General features: G+C 41.3%; 19 protein-coding genes and 1 tRNA gene. 4 read left to right on the top strand and 16 right to left on the bottom strand.

Annotated elements, in window-relative coordinates; translation table 11 throughout:
- Positions 1-244 precede the first annotated feature (244 nt).
- Positions 245-682, top strand: coding sequence for an Lcl C-terminal domain-containing protein (locus K300_RS15030; RefSeq protein WP_022851109.1), 438 nt, complete (start codon positions 245-247; stop codon positions 680-682).
- A gap of 144 nt (positions 683-826) precedes the next feature.
- Here the strand turns inward: K300_RS15030 and K300_RS0107790 are convergent, their stop codons facing one another.
- From K300_RS0107790 to K300_RS0107750, 9 genes are all read right to left on the bottom strand, one after another.
- The gene (locus K300_RS0107790; protein ID WP_155827583.1) at positions 827-1,042 is read right to left on the bottom strand and encodes a hypothetical protein; all 216 of its coding nucleotides are present in this window, start codon (positions 1,040-1,042) and stop codon (positions 827-829) included.
- On the bottom strand, positions 1,039-1,461 hold the full coding sequence (locus tag K300_RS0107785; protein ID WP_022851106.1) for a hypothetical protein: 423 nt from the start codon (positions 1,459-1,461) through the stop codon (positions 1,039-1,041). The genes K300_RS0107790 and K300_RS0107785 overlap by 4 nt, the downstream gene beginning before the upstream one ends.
- A gap of 411 nt (positions 1,462-1,872) precedes the next feature.
- Positions 1,873-2,289 carry a hypothetical protein gene (locus tag K300_RS0107780; protein ID WP_022851105.1) on the bottom strand — a complete coding sequence of 139 codons (417 nt, stop codon included), beginning with the start codon at positions 2,287-2,289 and terminating at the stop codon, positions 1,873-1,875.
- A 711-nt stretch (positions 2,290-3,000) separates the two neighbouring features.
- The gene (locus K300_RS17070; protein WP_022851104.1) at positions 3,001-3,132 is read right to left on the bottom strand and encodes a hypothetical protein; all 132 of its coding nucleotides are present in this window, start codon (positions 3,130-3,132) and stop codon (positions 3,001-3,003) included.
- Between the two features lie 66 nt (positions 3,133-3,198).
- Positions 3,199-6,321, bottom strand: coding sequence for a DEAD/DEAH box helicase family protein (locus K300_RS0107770; protein WP_022851103.1), 3,123 nt, complete (start codon positions 6,319-6,321; stop codon positions 3,199-3,201).
- Positions 6,322-6,329: 8 nt separating this feature from the next.
- Positions 6,330-9,101: a DNA methyltransferase gene (locus K300_RS0107765; protein WP_022851102.1), complete on the bottom strand. Its 2,772-nt coding sequence runs from the start codon at positions 9,099-9,101 to the stop codon at positions 6,330-6,332.
- A gap of 15 nt (positions 9,102-9,116) precedes the next feature.
- Complete coding sequence (locus tag K300_RS0107760) at positions 9,117-11,972, bottom strand: SNF2-related protein (RefSeq protein WP_022851101.1); 2,856 nt, start codon at positions 11,970-11,972, stop codon at positions 9,117-9,119.
- A 382-nt stretch (positions 11,973-12,354) separates the two neighbouring features.
- On the bottom strand, positions 12,355-13,101 hold the full coding sequence (locus tag K300_RS0107755; RefSeq protein WP_022851100.1) for a hypothetical protein: 747 nt from the start codon (positions 13,099-13,101) through the stop codon (positions 12,355-12,357).
- A gap of 443 nt (positions 13,102-13,544) precedes the next feature.
- Positions 13,545-13,757, bottom strand: a complete 213-nt coding sequence (locus tag K300_RS0107750; RefSeq protein ID WP_022851099.1) for a helix-turn-helix transcriptional regulator — start codon at positions 13,755-13,757, stop codon at positions 13,545-13,547.
- Between the two features lie 163 nt (positions 13,758-13,920).
- Here K300_RS0107750 and K300_RS0107745 point away from each other — a divergent pair, with 163 nt between their 5' ends.
- Positions 13,921-14,454, top strand: coding sequence for a recombinase family protein (locus tag K300_RS0107745; RefSeq protein WP_155827582.1), 534 nt, complete (start codon positions 13,921-13,923; stop codon positions 14,452-14,454).
- Position 14,455: 1 nt separating this feature from the next.
- On the opposite strand, the gene K300_RS0107740 is transcribed toward K300_RS0107745, so the two are convergent.
- The 7 genes from K300_RS0107740 to K300_RS0107710 all read right to left on the bottom strand — a co-directional run bounded on the left by K300_RS0107740 (position 14,456) and on the right by K300_RS0107710 (position 19,878).
- Complete coding sequence (locus tag K300_RS0107740) at positions 14,456-15,646, bottom strand: tyrosine-type recombinase/integrase (protein WP_026836362.1); 1,191 nt, start codon at positions 15,644-15,646, stop codon at positions 14,456-14,458.
- Positions 15,647-15,886: 240 nt separating this feature from the next.
- Positions 15,887-15,960: transfer RNA gene (locus K300_RS0107735), tRNA-Met, on the bottom strand.
- A gap of 91 nt (positions 15,961-16,051) precedes the next feature.
- Positions 16,052-16,519 (bottom strand): Crp/Fnr family transcriptional regulator, encoded by a 468-nt coding sequence (locus K300_RS0107730; protein ID WP_040463597.1) that lies wholly within the window; start codon positions 16,517-16,519, stop codon positions 16,052-16,054.
- Between the two features lie 76 nt (positions 16,520-16,595).
- Positions 16,596-17,417 (bottom strand): SIR2 family NAD-dependent protein deacylase, encoded by an 822-nt coding sequence (locus tag K300_RS0107725; protein WP_022851096.1) that lies wholly within the window; start codon positions 17,415-17,417, stop codon positions 16,596-16,598.
- A gap of 100 nt (positions 17,418-17,517) precedes the next feature.
- Positions 17,518-17,979, bottom strand: coding sequence for a methylated-DNA--[protein]-cysteine S-methyltransferase (locus tag K300_RS15025; protein ID WP_022851095.1), 462 nt, complete (start codon positions 17,977-17,979; stop codon positions 17,518-17,520).
- Between the two features lie 2 nt (positions 17,980-17,981).
- Positions 17,982-19,097, bottom strand: coding sequence for a 2-iminoacetate synthase ThiH (gene thiH, locus K300_RS0107715; RefSeq protein ID WP_022851094.1), 1,116 nt, complete (start codon positions 19,095-19,097; stop codon positions 17,982-17,984).
- Positions 19,098-19,101: 4 nt separating this feature from the next.
- On the bottom strand, positions 19,102-19,878 hold the full coding sequence (locus K300_RS0107710) for a thiazole synthase (RefSeq protein ID WP_022851093.1): 777 nt from the start codon (positions 19,876-19,878) through the stop codon (positions 19,102-19,104).
- A 221-nt stretch (positions 19,879-20,099) separates the two neighbouring features.
- Here K300_RS0107710 and K300_RS16170 point away from each other — a divergent pair, with 221 nt between their 5' ends.
- Both K300_RS16170 and K300_RS0107700 read left to right on the top strand, forming a co-directional pair.
- Positions 20,100-23,126: an ATP-binding protein gene (locus K300_RS16170; protein ID WP_022851092.1), complete on the top strand. Its 3,027-nt coding sequence runs from the start codon at positions 20,100-20,102 to the stop codon at positions 23,124-23,126.
- A gap of 13 nt (positions 23,127-23,139) precedes the next feature.
- Complete coding sequence (locus K300_RS0107700) at positions 23,140-23,532, top strand: response regulator (RefSeq protein ID WP_022851091.1); 393 nt, start codon at positions 23,140-23,142, stop codon at positions 23,530-23,532.
- The last annotated feature ends 42 nt before the right edge of the window (positions 23,533-23,574 follow it).

The following is a 23,574-nucleotide window of genomic DNA, read 5'->3' as shown; positions in this document are numbered from 1 at the left end:
AAAGAGGAATCGAATGTACTGCTTTGAAGAAATATACAGTGCATACATAAATTGCAGAAAGAAGAAAAGAAACAGTGTAAATGCCCTCAAATGTGAATAACTTTAAACAGAAAAAAGCACAGTTTCTGTATTCTTGCGATAAATCTGAAGGGAAAATTAGCAGAGAGGATGTTATCGCTTCATTCAGAGGACACTGCAAACAATGCAGACAGCTACAGACTAATAAATAAAATCGGAGGAATATATGAAAAAGATCCAGTTGGTTATGATCGTGATGCTTTTAATGACATCTCAAGTGATTGCTGAGCTGACAAGGAACGGTTCGAATGGAACAGTAACTGACAGCAGAAACGATCTAATGTGGCAGGATGATTCTGATGCTGCTTCATTCACAAAACAATGGCAGGAAGCTATAGACTACTGCGAAGCTTTAACTCTCGGCGGGTACAACGACTGGCGGCTGCCTAATATGAGAGAGCTTCTTTCAATTGCAGACAGGTCAACATATGACCCTGCAATTGATAATACATTTCAGAATGTTCGTTCTTTGCTCTATTGGTCGTCCACTACGGATGCCGGTAATAGTTATCTTGCATGGTCAGTGGACTTCAACCACGGCAAAAGTTACGACTACTTAAAGTTGGGTCATATCGATGTGCGTTGTGTTCGTTCCGTAGAGTGATTCGATGCGGGGCTTTATGCCTCGCGCCTTTGAATTCTTTCAATATTCTGTAAAGATGCTCCCTAGTTTAAGTTTGTTCATTTTTGAAACATTTACGCCGAAACCGAAGCTTGTTGTTAGAGCGACTGAGTCTATCCCAGCACTTTAATCCCATACGCTGTCACGTAAGAAAAGAGTCTGAGCCGCTTTTACTGAATGTTCTGCTCCACCGGAGAAGTCAGGCATTATAACTCCTTCAAGGCATGTTGTATCGGGTCTTTTTGTATTGTTAAGGAAACTGAACATAAACCTGGCACCGCAGGTGTCAAACTCTCCATCTGAATCCTCTATGAGGTTGTTCCTGTGAATCGATAAAGTCACCAAGCTCGTCCTTCGCCTCCAATCAGTTCATTAGTTATTATGTTGGTATCGAGTCCTCTGGAGTAGTATGCATAGCCTTTGCTTCTTTGGGGTCTTACTTCGAAAAGCTGGGGCAGTGCGCTGATATCTGCCTCAGAGCACCTGTTTATCCGGTAGAATACTGCGGGGTAGAGTGTTCTCAAATACCAGTCGCCGATAATTAGACCTGCATTTCTTAGAGTATCCTGTGTTATGTAAGGGACAAGCTCTTTACATATGCCACCAGTTTCTGCAGCTTCAAAGGTGTTTATAATGAGGCTCAGGGTGTCGGGAGCAAATTCCTGTACTTTTGACAGACAAATACTGTCTTCATCGCACATCTCGGCAATCATGCGGGCCAGCTTGTCGAAGTTGCCGTCGTACTCGTCGATGGGGAGCATGCCCTTATCATTTTAGATAATAGATCTGGAGAAAACCGGAGCAATGATTTAGGTTGAAGGTCACTACCAAAATGGGAACGTCCTTGTCCGTGTCTAAAGCCAACAGACTCAATTTGCGAAAATTATACTACCTTATCAGTAGCAGCCATAGTCACTGATATTCCTTTTCAGAATGTATATCGTTACGTTGCTAACGACACCGCCGGCACACATCATTAAAACCATTCCGTCCATGAAGACAATGGTGTATATATAGTATTGTAGTTTAGCATACACGACGTTTACACACTTTTATTCCAGACTCGGTAAGGAAAGGCATAAAAAATATGCTTATATTGAGTATATCTCTATACTGAATGAAGATACTGAATAGTACGATAATTCATTAAAATTGGTAAAATGACTGTGCTCTTAAAATGCATCAAAGCTGGCATCCTCAACTCCCCGGCTCCAGAGACGTTCGTATAAGCCTGAAAGTGTTTCGTATATTTCCTTGTAGTGCTCATTATCCTCAACGCCGGTTACTTTTATATTATTTTTCTGGACTTCTTCATAACTCGCTGTGATACACCAGTTCTTGAACACACCGAGGTCCTGTACATGAGTATCTTCATCATCCACATTACAGTTTTCGATAAATACGTTACGTTCGTATTCAAACGCCTCTTTTTCGATGGTTTCAGGTTTTTCTTCTAATACCAGCTTTGCAAACTGCTCTTTTCTCGTAAGGTTTCTATGGCTTTTACGCCGGTATTTCTTTCTTTTGATTTCAGTGTCGGGGTTTACAAGCTCAGGGTAAAAAGTTCTTACGATCTCTGCTAATGTCATATATGCCTCCATATTTTTTATATTATCATGTTTCTGCGACAGGTGTTGTCGCAGCGGCAATATTGTTATAATTATGTATGCAGGGTTTGGTTTATTGTAAGTTGATCGGGATTGTTTACGGTTCTTTAAAAAAACTATTTGCGGGTTGATGATTGTATCTGTTAAAGACATTCGGTTGCCAGATGTGAAGTTTTTTTTATACCGTCAAGGGAGCGTGGATTTGAGTGGATCGTGGTGGATGTCTTCGGACAGCTCATCTTCTGGAACGTGCAATTAAAAAGGGCTTCGCAGATTTCTCTGGAAGCCCCTGGCCTGTTATTGTATGGCGGTGCAGACAATAAAACCTGGCGTGTAAGTATTTGTTATTTATGATGTTGGTTTTGATATAAGAACAGATATACCGTAAAATATACCGTCAAAAGGCTTCCGCTAGGGTAACCTATATCTAATTAATAATATCATATTACATAATAAAAACAAAGTGTTAGGGTGGTCAGCGCAAGAATTGATCGGTATGGTCGTTATCGTGAATGATCAGGGCGGTACAACTGCCCATGGACACCTATCTCAAAGCTAGTTTGTAAAGAGGCGTCAATGCGTTATAGATAATAGATCTGGAGAAAACCGGGGCAGTTATTTAGGATAAAGGTTACTACCAAAATGGTACTGGCCTTGTAAGTGTCTAAAGCAGACAGACTCAATTTGCGAAATTTATACTACCTTATCTAAAGCTCCGACTCCAAGTTCATCCAAAACATTTTTTTCATAAACATTGTCAAGTACCTTATCAACATTTGCTCTATCTTTGCTAGTAAAATCAATCCAGCCAATTTTAAGTGACATCAAATTACTTCTTAATAATTTATTCCTATACTGTGAAGTTAGGTAATATGTCATTTTGACTTATACCTATATTTTCGATAATATCTTCTCAACATACCCGGTTGTATTTTGTTTAAGTATATTATTTTCCTCTAGTTCTTTTTCGTTCTGCGCCCATTCAGGTAAATCATATTCTTTTGTTGGAACGACTATATAAGAATCTAATGTTGTTGATTTATCTCCCAGTTTGTTCTCCAGAAGCTTAATATCTTTGCAAAACCTTATTTTAGGGTCATTAATCCCCGACAAGTTTCTTAATCCTTTAGGATCAATGAATTTTATATGCTGGGTTTCTCCATCGACAATCCATAAAATAAAATCAGGAAAAAAAGTGCCGGTATCAATATTGAATCCAATTCCTTTGCTCTTAGTCAGGTTTCTGAGAAGATATATCTCTCTTTTATCTTCAGCGTTTTCACAATATTCTTTTAAGTCGCTTACAAAAGTTTTCTCACTTTCAACAAGGCTTTGAGGAACTATTTTTACATTATTATCTTTTAAATACATAAGCGGCTGGTATAGATGCCAGTCAAACATAAATGCATGTATTTTATCGCTGAATACGATATCATCAAACTTATTATTATCTATAGAGCTGACAATATCATCCAGCTTTGCTTTCAACGAAGTCATGCTTGAATCCATAAGAACTGAATATTCAACAATAAAGTTGCTATCATTCCCATCAAGAACTTCTATTCTTCTATGCTCGTTTTCCCATCCTGACTTATAGCGATTATAGAACCTTTCAATATATTTTTTCAAAAGTTTAACAGCAATTTCTTCCCAAAGCTTAACTTGTTCAAAGCTGGAAAACTTCATCTGATCCTTTGGTATCTTTATAATGTACCATTTGTCTAAGTTTAATATCTCTCTGACAGCTTCTCGGGGCATATTAAGGTTGAACCAAGCTCTTTCATTTTTAAACATCTGCAGTTCATTATATATTTGCTCAAAGTCCATAAAAGCGAGGTGCATTTCTTTAAAACTTTCTTCATTATGCCTTATTCCGTCTCCGATATATGCTGCACCTTTTGAGTGAATGGACTGAAGCTGGGCATACATGTTCACCTCTACAGGTCTTCCATAAAACAATGTTGGATCGAGCCTTAATGTAGGTTTTGGTGCATTGGTTTTGAAATGTAAGCCGCTTGGTATTTTTGGTATTCTGAGCTTTTTATCTCCGAGTGTATTTCTGACAGGTATATCTATCTCAAAAACATTATCTTTTACAGGAAGACCTTCTTCTTCTAGATACTTTTTGAATGTTTCCATATAATCTGCTTTTACACCGAAAATATTTAATGTTTCGGCAATATTTATGAAATCAGGTCTATCGATGCCAACAAGCTCTTTTGAGCGTTTTAGGCTCATCTCATGCCCCTTAAGCCTTACTCCACGACCAAATAGCTGTATTATCTCGCTGCCTTCGCTTTTGCCGACATTTAGCAGCCCCATAGTTGATACTCGCCAACTGTTCCACCCTTCGCTGAATTTTTTAGAACCGATCAGCAGATTTATTGTTGAGCCTCTATCATTTATCCCTTCAAACAGCGAGTCTGAAAAATCCTTCTCAAAAACATCAACATTTTTACTTAAAAGGTCAGCAAGCTTTTTTGATTCGCCAACGTTAATAACTCCAAAAGGTTCATTGTCTCCCACTCGCAAAGCAAGCTCACCTTCGCTCCCTTTCAGGTAATCAACATGCAATTGAGCACCGGAGCTTGAATTAAACAAAACCTTATTAAGATCATTAAAAATATCATCTGCAGACATTTTCAGATTCATTAGGTATGTAAACTTATTAGAAAAAATATCTCTACCCAATTTATCCAGCAAGCCGAGTTTGCCATCAAGAATGAGTGATATATACTCCTTTGTCTTTTTGGCATCTTTAATAAATTCATCAATAAACAGTACAATTTTTTCAACGTCAGAGCTCAAGTCTTTAGTCAGCGACTTAACAGTTCTTCCGATAAAAACCCAAAGAGGTTTTTCAATATTAAAAACTGCAAGCTTATCTTTATTATCCTCATAATATTTAAGCTGCTGATAGAAAGAAATCAGCCCTGCAGTCATATATTTATGGTAGTTCTCATTGTTTTCTGTTTCAGGGAGATTGAGTATTGAATAATCTTTTCCGAAGCCGTCGTTATAAAAATATTTATAAGAGTAGTCGAAAAGAATATTCTTTGCATACTCTTTTGAAAGCTTAGCATTGCTGCCTACTGCTTGTCCGAAAGTTGCAGAATATTCAAACGCAAAACCTTCTTCGCTCAGTTGATCTCTCATATCTTTCCAAACTGTTCCGGATGCTCCTCTGTGGCCTTCATCAACAAAAACAATGTTGTTACTGTTGAATGCACTCACTGCAACTGTATTTTTACCTGAACTATCTTTTAATTTATAAATATCGATAATCTCTACATTATCTGTATTGTATTGAGCTGTTCCATCAATATTGAAGAAATCACCATCAATGCCGGATATTTCCAGCTCCTCAAGGTGCTGTTTAGATAGTCCCGGATTAGGTGTAAGAAGTATGGTTTTGTTATACTGTTTACTTATACCGCTTTTCTCTATGTAATGTTTAAGCTGAAAGATATTCAGATGCATCAAAAGTGTTTTGCCAGACCCTGTGGCATTCCATACAGAAAGCACATGCAGATCATCTTCAGTGTATAGTGGTAAAGGTTGAGATAACAAACCTTTGGAAGTGAATTCTATATTAAAATCATAAAGGAAGTCATTAAGGTCTTTAAGCAGACTTTCTCTATCAGAAAAATACCTATCCAGATATATTTCTACGAAGAGAAGTGTAAAATATTGAAAATATTTCCATTTAACCTGCTCTCCTCTGGCATCGCTTAGCTTTTTAGTATGTCTGAATATATTGTTATCATACTCTTTAAGCTTGTCATCAGGCAATTTGTCTCTTTCGTTGGTTCTGGATGTAAGGTTGTGATAAAAATATGAAATACCGTCATTGTCCCATCCTTCCATACCTTCATCTTTAAAATCTTTACCTAATATTTTAAAAGAATAAATACCATCATCGTTCTTTTCTGTCTCAAACAGAGAACAAATATATTGGTTAAGAACAAGCTTGTGATAAAATTTCAGTTCTTCTTTCTTTTTTCTTTTAGCCATAACAGAACCTACATCACATCTTTTACATCAAACATAAGCTTAGGAAATTCATGATCAATCAGACGTACTTTCCATGTCTCATTGTCTTTGCGCCAATTCTCAATATTGTTGTCGCCGTTTACATAGAAATAATCATATTCCTGTTCTTTTGCTGAAAACTGCTGTTTTTTAAACCACTCATCAAGCTTGTTATTATCAATAAGTTCAATGTCACGCCAGATAATAATTATCTTTTCATCCTTAAGGTTTCTACCTTCAACAGTCTTTAGACCTTCATACCCACTGTAATTACTTCTGAAGTTTTCAACCTTGAGGCCTATCAGATAATTAAACGTTTCAACCAGATTAACTTTAGTAGGCACAAGTTCATCATCAACTCTGATATTTATTTTATAATCAAAAGGTTTTGTGAATGTTTTAACGTTAAGCATCGATTCGTTATCTTTTGTCTCAACATCAAGCATATATTTCAGTATATATTCTTCTTTTGCAGTGTCACTCATCTGCTCGAAAGCATTGTTTTGTTCTTCAGTTCTCACTGGCGTAAGGTTATCTAAAGCATCTTCATATGATTCCAAACGTATGTATTTGAAGATCCCGCCACCTTTATAGTTATATACTTTCGAAGAAGAAGTAGTGAAGCCATTTAATGTCTTTTTCATCCTTGGTAGCATGAAGCTGTAAAAGTAACTACCAACTTCAATATTTATAAAATATCTACTAAGCTTACAAGCGGTCACTGAAGTTGTTCCACTCCCAGCAAAAAAGTCGATAACAATCTCACCTTTTTTAGTAGATGATAAAATTATTCTTTCAAGAAGCTTTTCTGGTTTTTGAGTTGAAAATCCGATTCTTTCGGAAGCTGTTGGCTGCTGTTGAAAAGACATTATGTCATTCCATACATCACCGAACGGTTTCCCTCTATCTTTAACTTCGTCCCAATATCTCTTTAATCCGTGGGCTATCATGAATTTTCTACCATCTGTATCAAGCTTGTTAAACATTGCTTCATATTCTTTTGTGTGAGGTTGTTTAAGCTTTTTGAAAAAATAATCTTCAGTTTTAGTATGAAAATAAATTGTTTCATGCCCTCGAACCCAGTTTGGCGCAATTGTTTTAAAACCTGAAAGAACCTGAATATCCCAAATTATTTCCCTTTGGAAAAAAAATAGAGTGTCTAGAATTTCTCTAAGCCTGTGTGTTTCATAGTAATCTATTTGTGTATATATTGAGGCAGTATTTGACATCAGGTGTCCTGATATTTTTAAGCGATCTTTTATCATGGAATACCAGCTGGAGTGTTTATAGCTATCCTTATATAAAAAACCATCTCCACCGGTATTATACGGTGGGTCAATATATATACATTTTACTTGCTCTTTGTATCTTTCCTGCAAAAGCTGCAGTGCCTGAAAATTCTCTGAATGTATCAGTAATCCGTCTGTCTGCTCATCTATATCATCAAAAGTTTCGAGTAGCCTGTTTTTGAAATCTTCGCTGAAAAACTTTGTGTCCAGAACAAGGAACTCGTTCGCTTTTAAAAATTCAACAGGCAATGGTTTTTCAAAAGCGGGTGACTCTGTGCTTAATTCAATTTTATCTATTGAAAAAAGGTCAACCCATTCTTCAATTTGTTTATCATTCTCGGCAATCTCCTCGTAAAAACTTTCCGGAATCCTGTCCAGTGTGATGCACCAGTTTGTTTCGACAACAAACTTCTTTTTCAACCAGATTTTTTTCTGAAAATTTTCAAGCTGCTCAAGAAAGTCGATTATTTTTCCTGCTATCTTTCTTATCACTTTTATCTTATCAAGATATTCCTCGACCTTAGCAGCAGATTCGTTTTCGATATCATCCAGATGCATTATTTCGTTTTTGATATAAAAATCCAGCTCTCGACGCAGAAAACCGCCTAGGTCTTTGTGTATAAAGTAGTCAAACTTATGTTTGGCAGTGTAGTCATTAAGATGTTTCTCGAGAAGTGTTCTTTCTTTGTTTTTGTCAGTTGGTCTTGGTTCAGATAAGATGTTTCGCCATTCACCCAAATCTGCTGAATTTAATAAAACAGAAACAGCATCCTTATTTAGGTTTTCCTGTTTTTTTTCGGATTCCGGTGCTTTGTATTCAAATCTTATAAAAAGTTCATCATTTTCAAATATAAAAGGCTCATCCTCGCAAAGAACAAACATTCTCTTTTTATCGGAAGCTTCTTTTACATTATCTTTTTCTGTAGATGCGTTTATCAGCTTGAAATGAACTCTCTTGCCGCTTGCAATAAACGTATAGTCTTTTAAATCCTCGGATGACTTAATATAGTACTGATCACTGTTTGCCCAATGAAGCTTTACCTCTTCGCCTTCGTATGGGATGGCGTATTTTCCCGGCTTGTAACGGCGGTGTGACATAAAATCGCCTTCTGAGTAATAACAGGCAAAGAAGTTATTAAGATGACTAAAAATTTCGCTTTGAACCTTATTTATGTCTGCTAAAGAGTCATACTTTTCTTTCAAAGCGATAATTTTTTCGTTAGTGTTAGGGTCTATCCCTAAGCTCTCGGCGTCTTTTATCGCTTTTTCAAGCTCTTCTTTACCTGTTTTAGATTTTGTTTTCTCCAGATCTTCTTTAACCTGTGTTAAAAGTTTGTTCTCCAGAAAGTCTTCTATCTCTGCAGACTTCTGGTTCATTATTCTGTATATGCCGAAGTCCAGATCGTTTCTGTCCATCTGGAACATCTCTTTTAGATTCTTTTTAAGCTTTTCGTAATATTTGTTTTCTGACATTTTTAACCCTCGAAATTAGACAACGCTCCATCGTATAATAAACAGCGTCTCCTGTGTAGTCTTTTGTGAAAGCTTCTTCTTTAAGGCTTCTATAAGTATGTCTCTTTTGTTTTCTATCTCGTCTTCTCTGTCAAATATCTCCTGACGAAGTCTTTTCTTTTCTCTTTCTTTCGCTTTAAGCTTTTTTTGCAGTTCAACCTGCTCTTCCACTGTTGTTGCAAGGTCCAATTCTCTTCGTATCGCTTTTTCCTGAGATTTTGCTGCGGCAAGCTCACTCTCAAGAGATGTGATCATATCTTCTGCCCATTTTGTCAGTTTTTCCTGTTCGTGTTTAAAAAACTCATTATCTCTCTCTGCAGATGCATAAATAGTCGCTTTTGAATGAACATCCGACTCTTTTTTAAGTCTTTCTGCCTGCTCAGTATCAATGTTTTGTGTGCTTGCCACTTTGCCACTGCAGTAAAAAAGTTTTTCACAAACTTCCTGATCTATGCTTTTGCCGCTGTCATCAATGGCAGAGAACAAAAGATATTCTTCTGACGAAAGTCCAGAGATTACGAGCTTTTCCAGCATCATACAGCCGCTTTTTCCTTTTAAGCCTTCCACAATACTTATTTTGTTCGGATGATTAGATATGTCAAACTCAACGGAAGCTGTTTCCACAGGATACTGCTTTCCGCAATCCAGAACGTATTCTCCCAACGGGTGTGATAGACGATAGAGATAGTCTCCATGAATATTTACATGGTCTTTTGATACCATATGGTAGTTTCCGGTTTTAATATGAGGGGCGGGTGAATCTTTAAGGCTGAAGCTGCACTCAGTATCATTGAACTTGGCCTTATCTGATAGAATAAATCTTGTTAAAGTCCAGAAATCTTTCTCAAACCTTCTCAGCTGTCTTTTTGTGTCTTCCAGTCTGAATTTGAGACGTGAATGAACATCTTCGTCAAAATGTTCGAACAGCTGTTCTTTCACATCAGTCATACGGGACTTTATCTGCTCATCCATTTCCTGCTGCAGCTGATTGAAAGCTTTTTCAATTTCTTTTTCTGTGCGGCATTCCTGATATATTTTTAAAACCCGTTTTTCAAAATCGACTCCTGATTCTATAGAGCCGAGCACTTCATCAGAAGCTCCGAAAACTCCGTTAAAAAGATTAAACTTTTGCTCCAGAAGTTCATATATCCTCATATCAGCGGCATTTCTTTTGTTAATAAAATTGATAACAACAACATCATGCTTTTGGCCGTAACGGTGACATCTTCCGATTCTTTGCTCTACTCTCTGGGGGTTCCATGGTAAGTCATAGTTGATAACCAGCGAGCAAAACTGCAGGTTTACGCCTTCTGCCGCTGCTTCTGTTGCTATAAAAATTTCACCTTCGTCTTCGAAATAATCAATTAAAGCTGCTCGAATGTCTATAGCTTTCGAACTTGTTGATTTCCCGCTATCTAAATTTTTTGTCAGCCAGTCATTGTAAATCTGTTTTGTATTTTCAGAGTTATTACTGCCGTTAAATAAGACAACTTTGCCGTAATATCCATTGCTTTCGAGGAAATTAGCCAGATAGTCCTGAGTTTTTCGGGACTCGGTAAAAATGACTGCCTTTTTTGCTGCCCCCATTTTTTGCATCTCTGCAAAACCAACCTTTAAGGCACTCATCAAAGCCCTGGTTTTTGAATCTATACCTATGCTCTTTGCCCATCTTATATATTGGTCGAGCTCAAGTATTTCTGCTTCTAGCTTTTTTAAATCAATTTTGTTCTCATTGTCAGAGGTTTCTGTAACCTCTATGTCTTCTTCCAGAAAATCATCTTCAATCTCCTCTTCATCAATTATCCTGTCCACCAGATCCCGGTTATCCTTCACACCTTCTTTTATGCTGATAAGCCTGTTTTTTATGGTTTCCAGAGTTGATGCTATTGCTGCAGATGATGAGGCCAGCAATTTTCTAAGTATAAGGACAACCAGGTGTCGCTGGTTTGTAGGTATTGCGTATGTATCTTCACGTAATAGAAATTCAGATATTGCGTCATATAATTTATGCTCTTCGGTTGTGGGGTTGAAAGGTTGGGTAAGTGCTCTTCTTTCTGTATATTTTATATATTCTAAAACCTGACGCCTCAATGTTCTTTTGCAAAATTGGCTTAGCCTGTTCCTCAGATCTTCAATATCAGCCCCATAGTTCATGTACATAGAACGGAACGATGCAGGTTCTCCAAAAAGGTTGTCATCTATTAGAGTGGAAAGGCCGTATAGTTCCATGAGTGAGTTTTGCAGCGGGGTGGCTGTCAAAAGAATCTTATAAACATCTTCAAGTGCCCATCTTAATGATTGTCCCATAAAATTGCTTTGCTGGTGTGCATTTCTTAGCTTGTGTGCTTCATCTATTACTGCCAGGTCCCATGATACAAGTTTTAGCTCATCTCTCAATCTAGCTGCAAAATGAAAAGAAGTGATTATGACATGTTTTTGTTTAAATGGGTTTTCTGAACCCTCTTTTTTTAACTCTTTATATTTCTTAGAGTCGATAATTATGCTTGGTATACTGAATTTCTCATATAACTCGTTTGCCCACTGTTTTCTTAATGAGGCTGGGCAGATTACAATAATATCTCGCTTTCTTTCGCTCCAGAACTGACATAAAACAAGTCCTGCCTCAATAGTTTTACCTAAGCCAACCTCATCAGCTAAGATTACTCCCTTTGACAAAGGATTATTAAGAGCAAAGAGCGAAGCTTCTATCTGGTGTGGGTTAAGGTCAACAGTGGCATCAAAAAGTGACATTGAAAGCTTTGAAAAATCATCACTTGAGTTTTGTGAAGTTAGCTTGTGAGCAATATATTTTGCATGATAGCCTGTTGACACCTGATCCTCCCAGAAAAGATAATCTATGTTTTCATAGTAAGCTTTCCTTTAACGATTACTCTAACACATTGTTAATTATATCTGATATCTTGTTATTTGTAAATGACATCAGTTATGTATAAGTTGCGTTTAAGATATTTTATTATGTCATACTTGTTTTATATAAATGAAAAGTATCGTTGTTTATAAGCAGATCATAAAACTTGATTCTTTTTGTATAGTGGACCGACGAATTGAGACAGCCCCTAGGTGAGAGATGAGTAAACTATACATAGCCCTTGTAAGAGTCCTCTTTTCTTACAGCATATATTTTGAGTTTTCCACTCTTTCAGCATACTCCTCAGGAGTTATTGTAACTGCCCCTTAGTCTAGTCCAGTTCACTCAAGCAACTCTTATTATCCCGTCATAAGCTGATATGTCGGATATCCCGTATTTATTGAGAAAGGTTATGTTTTGACCTTGTATGTCTTGTTTTGTTAGGTAGTCATAGAGCCTTTCATCTCCGTCAACTCTTTGTATATCAATCCCTTTTTCATAGTTGAACAATATCTGGTTTTTATATGCATTGTACTCCCTGCAAGCTTCTTCAAAGTTTTTCTTTAAGTCCGGCAAATTCAGTTTCGGATCATCGTTTATTAGCAAGTGGTAATGAGGTTGTGTCTTTGCTGAATTATTTTCATATATAGCAAAGCCCTTTAGGTGACTATCAGGTTTCTTTCTGAATCTATTGCAGTAAAATCGTTGATTCACCTTCTTCAGCAATAGGTTTATGTTTTTAATGAACATCGCAACACTTCTGTTTGAATGGCAATCATTGTTTTTGCTTTGAGTGATAGTTATAAAGTAAGCAATATTCGAATTGCGCAGTAGCTCATTTAGTCCTTTACTATTTTTATATCTCTCCATTAATATGTTGTAATTATATATGAAGTTATCTGCTTTTGTTTTGGTTTCATCGTTCATCTCTATATCTGGGTTATTCTGAATGTGAGTTCTTATTATTGCCAGCTCTTGTGTGATTGCCTGAAGTTCACTTTTGTGTTTATAGCCTAAGCAACTGTCTTTCTTCATCAACTCAATGTTTCTTTCATAATAATCAACATTTCTGATATCAAATATGTCTTTCATAATAGCTCCTTATAAATATTTTGATTAGATGGCACATGTGCTTAAACTTCACCTATTAACAATTTTTAGTATTTAAAAATTGCCTGGTAATGTGTCAAATTGTTATTTAGTAAGTACCATCACGTGCATCAACTCACGTAGCAATACTCACCAAACAGCAGAGATAAAATCTCTACTACTATTTACTCAGAAAAAATTCTGTTTTTGACAAACAGGTATTTTCTGCAATTTTTTTCATCATGACCTGATGGGCGGTTTGCCCGGAAATGTTAGAACAAGTATTTGGGTTATATACATCCTAGAGCTTATTTAGCCCTGTTAAATAAACACTTATTGAGAGCTTCCTTTACCTAACCCACTAAGTAAAGAGCTCATAATCACCTGACAGTAGGTTTCGCATATATGCTTATACGATATCTGAAACCAGCTGCTTATTAAGTTGTTTAAGCTGAACGTTTGTTGCGTTCCTCTACTTTTTCCATTAACCAAGACTCAATTTCATGCTTTAGCCAACCTGTGGTTCTCTCGGTAAGTTTGATTGATTGGGGGAAATTCCCTGTTTTCATCAAAGCGTAAATCGAAGACCTGGAAAGGCCGGTCATGTTTTCAACCTCCTTCCTGCGAATAATTTGTAGTTCAGTAACTTCTGTTTTCATATACTCTCCTTTAGTATTATTAAATGATAGCAAAGAGTTTTATCTCTTCTGGACATCTCATATTTACTTCCACCGAAAGTTATCCTTATTAGCTATCATATGTTGTATATATTTACTTTTATGATATTTTGGCATTTCGATAGTAAGTGTAATATAATTGATTATGTCGAAAACAATCTATGTGTGTATTGAAAGAAGATATTTGATAAGGCTGAACGACCAGAGAGAAAATGCTGAAAGTGTATTAGAAGATGAACTTGGTTATGGCATCATGAAGTATTTCAATTATTATAAGGGCTTTGCGAAATGTCAGAACAAGTCAGCAAAGGGTAAGATGAGCTGTAAGCTTGGTGAACTGGTGTGCCTTTGTATAGGATATTTTGAGAATGTTGAGGTGGGTAAACTTCGAGTTATAAGCGAGTTCGCCTCTTACTGTGTAAAGGAACAACTTTATCTGCCTAGAGATGACTATTCTACAAATACTACTGTAAAGGCCAATACTCAGAGAAAGACCAAAGCTGATGAATTTGCAATATCTATCAAACCTTATATATATGAGCTTATGAGTTCTGGCTGTACAACAAAATACAAGATTGCTGAGGAGCTCAACAAAATGGGCATTCTTACTCGGCGTAATATGCTGTGGAATGCGAAAACTGTTTCACGAATTTTAAAGCGCTTGAATGAAATAAATTGAATCAGACTCCTTTCAGTTTATCCAGATAATCCGCCCACCATTGCATCATTCGGGCCCTTTCATCGAGGTGTTGGGCGTAATTATATGCAGCTTTAACCTTATTCCTTTCTGCGTGAGCAAGCTGCATCTCAATAATATCTGACCGCCATCCGTTTTCATGAAGTAGGGTAGAAGCCATAGCTCGAAAACCATGTGCGGACATTTCTTCTTTACTGTAGTCCAATCGCCTTAATGCAGCAGTGATAGTGGCATTACTCATTGGCCTCTCTTTGCTTCTTTGGGATGGAAATATGTATCTCCATTGAGAAGTGACAGGATACAGGCCTTTTAGTATTTCTATTGCTTGGCGTGAGAGCGGTATTATATGAGGCCTGTTCATCTTCATTTTTTCTGCGGGGATTTTCCATACTGCATTCTCAAGGTCAATTTCAGACCACTCCCCTTGCCTTAGCTCACCAGGCCTGAGAAATACATAGGGAGTAAGTTTTAAGGCACAATGTACAGTATAGCTTCCCTGGTATCCACTGATTGCTCTTAATAGCTCTCCTACATCTGTGGGCCTAGTGATTGTTGCCATGTTTTTAGGACTCTTTGGAGATAAAGCCCCTTTTAAGGCTACACTTGGATCATTCTCTGTGCGGTCAGTTGCGATTGCGTATCTAAAAACTTCGCTGCACACACTCTTTGTTCTATGTGCTGTTTCTGTAATTCCTCTCTTTTCAATATTTCTGAGAACCTCCAGCAGGTCTTTGGATGTGATTTGCTTAATTGGCATTTTCCCAATATAAGGCAATACATAAAGTTCGAGCCTACGCCACTTTTTCGAGGCATGGTCTGTACTCCATTTCGGTTTGTACTTTGAGTACCATTCGGCAGCAACAGCTTCAAAGCTGTTCTCTGTTTCTTCCAGGGACGTTTTTTTAAGAAACTTTTTGTATTGTACTGGGTCGATGCCTTCACTTATCTGCTTCTTAGCTTGATCTCGCTTTTCTCTGGCTTCCTTGAGTGTGGTCTGGGGATATACTCCTAAAGCTAAGGTTTTTCGTTTACCTGCGAATCGATAATCCAGCCTGAAATACTTTGATCCGTTCTCCATTACCTGAAGGTACATACCCTTTTCATCTGAGATTGTGGTTTTTTTCTTTGCTGGATCAAACTTTGCTTTCTTGATGGCGGTATCAGTTAAGGGCATGACGGTATCACCTCAATGGGTTTTTCTTGTACCGTCATAATTAAGTTACTATAGGTTCTAAGTTTAATAATTATGACGGTATCAAATTATAAGTAATTATATTATACCGTCAGTTATACCGTCAAGGGAGTGTGGATTTGAGTGAATCGTGGTGGATGTCTTCGGACAGCTCATCTTCTGGAACGTCCAATTAAAAAGGGCTTCGCAGATTTCTCTGGAAGCCCCTGGCCTGTTATTATATGGCGGTGCAGGGACTTGAACCCCGGACACTACGGATATGAGCCGTATGCTCTAACCACCTGAGCTACACCGCCGTTATAAACTTCTGCCATTAGACAGCGGACAGAATTATTAAACTATTTTTATTGTTCAGTCAACGCCTAAATCGTCTTATGTCAAAAAAAGTTAAAGAATGTTTTCCGAAAGGGAGGCATCAAGGATCTTCGAGATGCGCTCCTCAAGACGGAACAACCGTTCAGAGAGTGTTTTAGCAATGTGCCAGCTGAATTTTCCGAAAAGGATGGGGTGCTCGCTTTTCAGCTTCTCCATACTGAACCTGTCCAGCACTATGAGCTTAACATCACCGTTTGCCACAGCGTTTGCCGAGCGCGGGTAGCTGGAAACGAGGGACATCTCGCCGAAGAATTCCCCCTTGTGAAGGGTTGTTATAAAGAAGGCCACCTGCTGGTTGACCTCTTTGGAGATTCCAACCTCCCCATCTGCGATTATGCAGAAAATATCGCCCACAGAGCCCTCCTGAAGGATAACATCACCCTGGGAGTAGTTCTCGATACGTGTGAACGAAAGAAAATCTTCGGCATCCTTTCGGGAGAAGTCGTTAAGCCGACTCTCCTTGAGGATTATGTCTACCATCTTTTCCACGCAACTACCCTGCCTTTGGTTTATTAAGTATCTGAGACTTTTATAATATGTAAAAACATGGTTTTAGTCAACTGCCGAAGACTGCATCCTCAACCATTTGAAGGGCCTCTGAGGCTCCTCTCTGGAGATACAGCTCCGGTGTACACACACGCACAGATGTGGGGTCCGGATTAATTGTTATAACCTTAGTACCCGAGTTCTGGAGCCTGCAGGCCACATGGTCGTTTGTGGGTATGCTGCCGCTGGAGCCTATGAGGAATGCTACATCCGGCACCCCTGCATGGTTGATGAAATCTCTGAAATTTCCGTACTGATAGGCATGTTCCACATACTCAAAATCGCCGAACATCAGCACATTAGGACGCAGAAGGCCGCCGCACTCGGGGCACATGGGCAGGTCAGAGGCGCTCATCCTTTCGTAGTCCAGCTCGCAGAGTGGCACATCCTGGTTATCCCTGTAGGCGTATGAACATCCGATTCCCTTCATGCACTGCAGGCGGAAGATGTTGCCGTGGACCTCGTATATCATATCCTCGCTGAGGCCGGAGAAGAGGTGGTAGTTGTCTGTATTTGTAGTGTGGACGAAGGAGTGTTCGAAGAACTCATTGATGAGCCGGTTTATTATGCGATAGCCGTCGTGGGGGGTATTCTCTGTGGCGTTTCTTCGCCGCCACTCATAGAACGCCCAAGCGTGGTGGGGGACGCTTCTGAAGGCACTGGGGGAGGCGAGATCGATGGCATCCAGCCCCTTCTCCTTGAATACGGGGAAGTTGCGCCAGTAACCCTCTTTGTCACGGAAGGTGGGTATCCCCGATTCTGCGCTCATCCCTGCGCTTGTGAGGAATATACAGCTTCTTGTACCTTTTAGAATATTTTCAATATCTTTCATGGCTTTCCCCTTTTTGGGTTTATGATACCATGAAATACACGCTGATTTAAAAGGAGAGTTGTCTGGATAGTGTTGGATATGTTGAAAAGTATTCTAAACGTTATACCTTCTTTTCAGCCCTCAGCATACGCTTCTTAAGATCGGTTCCTCCGCCGAAGCCTCCTATTTTGCCACCGGAGGCGAGCACTCTATGACATGGAATGAGAACAGGGCACGGGTTGTTTGCCATGGCGCTCCCCACAGCTCTGGCCGCCTTTGGGCTTCCGGCCTTCTCGGCCAGCTCCGCATAGCTGACAGTTGCACCTGCCGGAACCTCGTATAGAGCTTTGTAGACCCGTTTCCTGAAATCCGTTACACCGCTGAGGGGGATCTCCTCGAAACTGTATGGCGGCTGAGAATCTGGATAGATGCCGAGCCATTCCTCGAGGCTTTCCCATTTGGCTGGAACGTCCCCTTCGGGGATTCCCTCCGGCTCGAAGAATCTTATCTCAAAGAGTTCGCCATCTTTGAATACGGGGTATATGAAGCCCAGAACCTTATTCGATATCTTTGCGTATTCCATACTTAGACCTCGGTGAGAAAGCTTCTGTCCCAGTCCTTGAGAACAGGATCGTAGCCCTTGGAGCGTAGCATATCGCAGAACTCTGCCACTGTGCGGGAGTCCTCAACCTCAAACTGCTTACCGTCGTTCTCCTCGGAATAGCCGCCGGGCTCCGTCTTTGAGCCTGCGCTCATCTGAGTGACGCCGAGAGGAAGAAGGTTGTCTCTCATATCAGCGGGCTCTCTGGTGGATATAACAAGCCCCACATCATTGAGAAACAGCCTGAGGGCAAGCATGGACTGCACAAGGTTTATGTCGCTTACTATCTGATAGGGAACGAAATTACCCGCTGCCTTGCGTATGCGGGGGAAGGATACGGTTACATGGGTTTTCCAGTATTTTCTCATGAGGTAGCGTGCATGGAGTCCCACAAAGAACTCCTCCGTACGGAAGTCATCAAGCCCCATGAGTGCGCCGATACCAACGGTTCTCAGGCCTGCCTCTGCCCCCCTCTCAGGGGTTTCAAGGCGCCAGTCGTAATCACGCTTTCTGCCTGCGGGGTGAACCTCGGCATAGCGCTCCCTGCTGTATGTCTCCTGATATATGGTGAGGCCGTCAACGCCGTTCTTATACAGCTCAGCGTATTCAGCAGTGCTCATGGGAAATACCTCCACAGAGACTGAGCTGAAATAATTGCGGGCTATCTTCACAGCATTTATGAGATAGTCCACACCGATCTGAGCTGGTGATTCCCCTGTGACCAGAAGCATATGCTGTATTCCGGCATCGGAGATTATCTTTGCTTCCCTGTGTATCTCCTCATCGGTGAGGGTTATGCGGGGAATCTCGTTATGCCTGTTGAAACCGCAGTAGGTGCATGAGTTTGTGCATATGTTGGAGAGATATATCGGTGCGTACAGCTTAATTGTCTTGCCGAATCGCTGGAGTGTTATCCTGCTTGCCTCGCCTGCGGCCTGTTCGATGTATTTCTCAGCCGCCGGTGAGAGGAGGGCGGCAAAATCCCCTTCTGTGGGGTGCTGGGCGGAGAGAGCCCTTTTAACGTCCTCTTCTGTTCTGGAATGGATAAAATCCTTTGTTTCCTGAAAATCGTATGATTTGAGTATCTCTTTGAAGCTCATCTTATTAATCCCTCAGGAATCCTGTAAGGGGGCTTGAGGCCTCCGCGCGTTCCTTAGTTCCGGGGAGTCCGGCATCTCTGGCCTCCACAGCGGCATCTACGGCAAGGCGGAATGCCTTCGCCATCTTTGCGGGATCTCCGGCGGTTGCTATGGCGGTGTTCACAAGAACAGAATCCGCACCCATCTCTATGGCGAGGGCGGCGTGGCTTGGTGCACCGATGCCCGCATCGACCACAACAGGCACGTTCGCCTGCTCTATGATAATCCTCAGGTTGTCTACGGTCTTTATCCCCTTGTTGCTGCCTATGGGTGCGCCGAGGGGCATAACGGTTACGGTACCTATCTCCTCGAGCCTTTTGCAGAGCACGGGATCGGCGTTGATATAGGGAAGTACCTTAAAGCCCTCTTTGACGAGTATCTCCGCCGCCTTGAATGTCTCTATGGGATCGGGGAGGAGGTAGTAGGGGTCCGGTGTCACCTCAAGCTTGACCCATGGCTCACACCCTGCTGCACGAGCGAGCCTGGCAAGGCGTACGGCCTCTTCGGCATCCCTTGCTCCGGAGGTGTTTGGGAGCAGAAGGTACTTTTCAGGGTCTATGTGGTTGAGAATGTCATCCTGAGGGTTGTTGACATCAACCCTACGCAGGGCAACGGTAACAATCTCCGAACCGCTGGCCTCCATAGCCTCAGCCATAACCTCACTGCTCTGAAACTTTCCTGTGCCTACCATGAGGCGGCTTCGAAAGGTTCTTCCGTCTATAACAAGTTCTTTTCCAAACATTCTTTTCTCCGTAATGAGCTGTCCAATATATTATGATGATCGTTAATTTAATAACATTCGTTTAACAATACTAGTTACGTCCTGATAAAAGTCAATAACATCTTAAATGGGTACATACAGCTTGCCCGAAGGGTTATAGATGTTTATAATTAACTGTATGTTCAGCCTCCATAGTGTTTTTTTATTGGAGGACTCTGCTGTATATTCCGAGGTATCTGATTATGTCGCTGCGAACAAAAACCATTCTGATTTTTTTTCTCACAACCCTGTCACTCCTTGCAATACTTTCGCTCTATACGAGAAATGTGCTCCTTGAGAGCTACAGGGTCAATGAAAAAAAGAGCCTCGAACAGACCGCATGGAGGATCCTTGACGGTATAGAACATAGAGAAAGCAGGCTTCTGGAGACGGCACACAACATAGCCCTCTTCACAGAGCTTGGCGTTGCTGAGGATTTTTTCAAATCTGATAAGGCCTCTGATACGGCTGCGGATATACTCGGAACGGGCTCGGTGATATTTTTGAGCGGTGACGGCACAGTGAATATGGTGAGGGAATCGGGCAGGTGCGGAGATGAGTGCTGGAAGGCCGCAGCTATGTATCTTTCCCTCGATACTCTTCCCGTGGGGGGCCTGGTGCGCATTGGTGACAGTATTTATATAACCGCCGGATCCCCTGTATCCTCCGGTGGAAATATTGTCGTTGTTTCACGGTTGGGCAGATCCCTTGTTAAGCGCTCCGCCGGCTCCTATGCCGAAAGAACCGAAGGGCCCGTTGTTGAGAAAATGGAGTCCTTTGAGGTAAGCAGTGCCTATAATAGGCTGCGTATAAATACGATCCCCGCCGCCATAGGCTACTTTGGTGAGGACGGCTACAGGGGTGTGCGCATTGTCCTTTTCGATATATTTAATAAGCCCGTTGCGAGAATCGTATACGAGGGTGAGAACATGGGGTTCCTCGGCAAGAAGAGCGTTTACGACCGCTTTCTGCTCGTCTACGTCCTCATAAGCCTCGGCGTGCTCACTGTTTTCGCTTTTATTTTCAACAGATATGTCTTCTTCCGTATACATCAGCACATAAATATACTGCAAGATATAGGAACGAGCAGGGACAATACGCGCAGGCTCCCCGAAAGGGGTGAGAAGGAGATCCTGGATCTCTCAAAGAGCATAAACGCCATGCTCGACAACCTGCAGAACGCCCACCACCGGATCATCAGCCAGAAGGAGAAGATGGTGGCGGCGGAGATGTCCAGCAAATATAAATCCGAGTTTCTGGCTAATATGAGCCATGAGATAAGAACCCCCATAAACGGAATTCTCGGTGTCCACGAGCTCCTTTCAGAGACAGAGCTCAATGAGACTCAGACCGAGCTGACCAACATCCTCGATTCTGAGACGAGGGGGCTTCTTAATCTGGTTAACGATATCCTTGATTTCTCCAAGATCGAGGCGGGCAAGCTTGAGGTGGAGGAAACCTCCTTTGGACTCAGAAACCTTATAGAATCACTGGTTCAAAGCCATGTCCGAAGGGCGATGAGCAAGGGTATCGATTTCTATCTTTATATTGAACCGGAGATCCCCTTCTACCTGTTTGGGGATGCGGGGAAGATTCGTCAGGCACTCAATAATCTTATCAGCAACGCTATCAAGTTCACCAGCAAGGGGAGTGTAACCGTAACAGCAACCCTCGCAGGAAGCAATGACGACTTCTTCTCCATACGCTTCGAGGTAAAGGACACCGGCGTTGGTATACGTGAGGAGGCGAAGCAGTCTATCTTTGAGAGCTTCTCCCAGGCGGATACTTCAGTAACCAGAAAATACGGCGGAACCGGGTTAGGTCTTGCCATATACAGCGGCCTTGTGGATCTCATGGGTGGTGAGAAATTCATCGAAAGCGAGTATGGAAAAGGGAGTACCTTCGGCTTTGAGCTGAGGCTTAAAGAGAACAAAAAGGCCCCCTTCGAGCTTGATTACGGCACTTTCAAGGACCTGAATGTGGTTTGCGTCACCTACGATCCGATGATCCATATGATTATGAACCGCTACCTGAAAACCTTGGGTGCGTCATACTACGAGGCCTTCCCAGAGGGTGACTTTTTCAGGTTTGATGGCGAAAAGCCGGAGAGTATCGATCTCCTCATCATCGAGACAGACAATACAAAGAAGGATTCCAGCGATTATACTGAGAGGCTTGTTCAGGACAAGAGGCTCGGCGACATATCGAAGGTTGTTGTATGCTACCCCGGCAGGGGATTCACCGAGGAGGAGATGGAGGCGCTTGATATCAGGGGAACATTGGTTAAGCCTGTTAACATGCTAAAGCTTCTGTCACTCCTTTTTTCCTGCGTTGGCGAGGGTACGGAGGGTCTCCCCTTTATTGATGAGGACAGGAAGGACGAAGAGAGCACCGTTCCCCAGTCCGGAGGTCTGCATATACTTCTTGTGGAGGATTATCCCACAAATCAGGCTGTGGCACTGCGTCATCTCGTCAGGGCGGGACACAAGGTGGACCTGGCGGAGAACGGCCAGGAGGCTGTGGAGCTTTATAAACAGAACAGCTATGATATAATCCTTATGGATGTGCAGATGCCCATTATGGACGGCTTTACAGCAACCAGAAAGATAAGGCATATCGAAGAGAAGGAGGGGGAGGAGAGCGGCGAAGAGATCCGTGTTCCCATCGTCGCGATGACTGCCCACGCCCTTGAAGGCTACCGTGAAAAATGCATTGAAAACGGTATGGATGATTACATAACAAAGCCTCTCAGGAAACTTTCCCTCTTGTCTATGCTTGAAAGATGGGTTAATAGAAGCGGTGAAGAGGAGCACAAGGTGGCTGAACAGCCTCAGAGCAATCTTGCTAAGGAGCTTGAGGCGGAGCTTGACGAGGTTCAGGAAGAGCCGGAAAGCGATGAGGTAATAGACTATCAGCTTGCCCTTGAGGAGTTTGAGAACGATTCGGAGTTTCTCAACGAGGTACTGACCGACTTCTTCCACGCATGCACCGAACAGATTGAGGATATGAAACTTTCCCTTCATAAGGGTGAATATACAGATATAGGCAAAGAGGCCCATTCCATAAAGGGTGGAGCTGCGAACCTTCATGCAGGAAGGCTCAAATCTGTGGCTTATAAGCTTGAGATGGCGGGCAAAGAGGGGGATAAGGCGGAGTGCGCAAGGCTTATACCTCTGATTGAAGAAGAGCTTACCGAGCTGAAGTCCGCAGTTGCCGGAATGCAGTCCTGAGACGGAGTTTTGAATGAGAATAATGATTGTCGATGACGAACGTGTCAGCAGAGTTAAAATGAATATGATTATGAAGCACTTCGGTGCTTGTGATCTCGTTGAAAACGGGGAGCAGGCTGTGGCTGCTTTCATAAAGGCATGGGAGGGTTGGAATCCCTACAGGGTTATAACACTGGATATATCCCTTCCCGACATAACCGGCCTTGATGTTCTCCTGCAGATCCGTGGTATGGAGGATGAGAAGGGAGTGCCCGATGAATTCAAATCTAAGATAATAATGGTAACCTCCCATAAGGATAAGGACAGCATCTCCGACAGCATCACAGCGGGATGCAACAACTACGTGATTAAGCCCTTCAATCACGAAGTAATGAAGGATAAACTCCACAAGCTAGGCCTTGTATAGCCCATTCTTGACAACCCCGATAAAACGGACGTAAGATGCTTT

The sequence above is a fragment of the Limisalsivibrio acetivorans genome, from assembly GCF_000421105.1.
GTDB lineage: Bacteria > Chrysiogenota > Deferribacteres > Deferribacterales > Geovibrionaceae > Limisalsivibrio > Limisalsivibrio acetivorans.
Note: the sequence above shows the minus strand (reverse complement) of the source record. Positions and strands in the feature narration are given on the sequence as shown.

Excerpts from the sequence above, each read along its gene's own strand:
- K300_RS0107770 (WP_022851103.1), bottom strand. The coding sequence starts at position 6,321 with ATGGCTAAAAGAAAAAAGAAAGAAGAACTGAAATTTTATCACAAGCTT.
- K300_RS0107745 (WP_155827582.1), top strand. The coding sequence starts at position 13,921 with ATGTCGAAAACAATCTATGTGTGTATTGAAAGAAGATATTTGATAAGG.
- K300_RS0107700 (WP_022851091.1), top strand. The coding sequence starts at position 23,140 with ATGAGAATAATGATTGTCGATGACGAACGTGTCAGCAGAGTTAAAATG.
- K300_RS0107725 (WP_022851096.1), bottom strand. The coding sequence starts at position 17,417 with ATGAAAGATATTGAAAATATTCTAAAAGGTACAAGAAGCTGTATATTC.
- K300_RS0107730 (WP_040463597.1), bottom strand. The coding sequence starts at position 16,519 with ATGGTAGACATAATCCTCAAGGAGAGTCGGCTTAACGACTTCTCCCGA.
- K300_RS15030 (WP_022851109.1), top strand. The coding sequence starts at position 245 with ATGAAAAAGATCCAGTTGGTTATGATCGTGATGCTTTTAATGACATCT.
- K300_RS0107765 (WP_022851102.1), bottom strand. The coding sequence starts at position 9,101 with ATGTCAGAAAACAAATATTACGAAAAGCTTAAAAAGAATCTAAAAGAG.
- K300_RS0107755 (WP_022851100.1), bottom strand. The coding sequence starts at position 13,101 with ATGAAAGACATATTTGATATCAGAAATGTTGATTATTATGAAAGAAAC.
- K300_RS0107740 (WP_026836362.1), bottom strand. The coding sequence starts at position 15,646 with ATGCCCTTAACTGATACCGCCATCAAGAAAGCAAAGTTTGATCCAGCA.
- K300_RS0107785 (WP_022851106.1), bottom strand. The coding sequence starts at position 1,461 with ATGCTCCCCATCGACGAGTACGACGGCAACTTCGACAAGCTGGCCCGC.
- K300_RS16170 (WP_022851092.1), top strand. The coding sequence starts at position 20,100 with ATGTCGCTGCGAACAAAAACCATTCTGATTTTTTTTCTCACAACCCTG.
- K300_RS17070 (WP_022851104.1), bottom strand. The coding sequence starts at position 3,132 with ATGTCACTTAAAATTGGCTGGATTGATTTTACTAGCAAAGATAGAGCA.
- K300_RS0107750 (WP_022851099.1), bottom strand. The coding sequence starts at position 13,757 with ATGAAAACAGAAGTTACTGAACTACAAATTATTCGCAGGAAGGAGGTT.
- K300_RS0107710 (WP_022851093.1), bottom strand. The coding sequence starts at position 19,878 with ATGTTTGGAAAAGAACTTGTTATAGACGGAAGAACCTTTCGAAGCCGC.
- K300_RS15025 (WP_022851095.1), bottom strand. The coding sequence starts at position 17,979 with ATGGAATACGCAAAGATATCGAATAAGGTTCTGGGCTTCATATACCCC.
- K300_RS0107780 (WP_022851105.1), bottom strand. The coding sequence starts at position 2,289 with ATGACATTAGCAGAGATCGTAAGAACTTTTTACCCTGAGCTTGTAAAC.
- thiH (WP_022851094.1), bottom strand. The coding sequence starts at position 19,097 with ATGAGCTTCAAAGAGATACTCAAATCATACGATTTTCAGGAAACAAAG.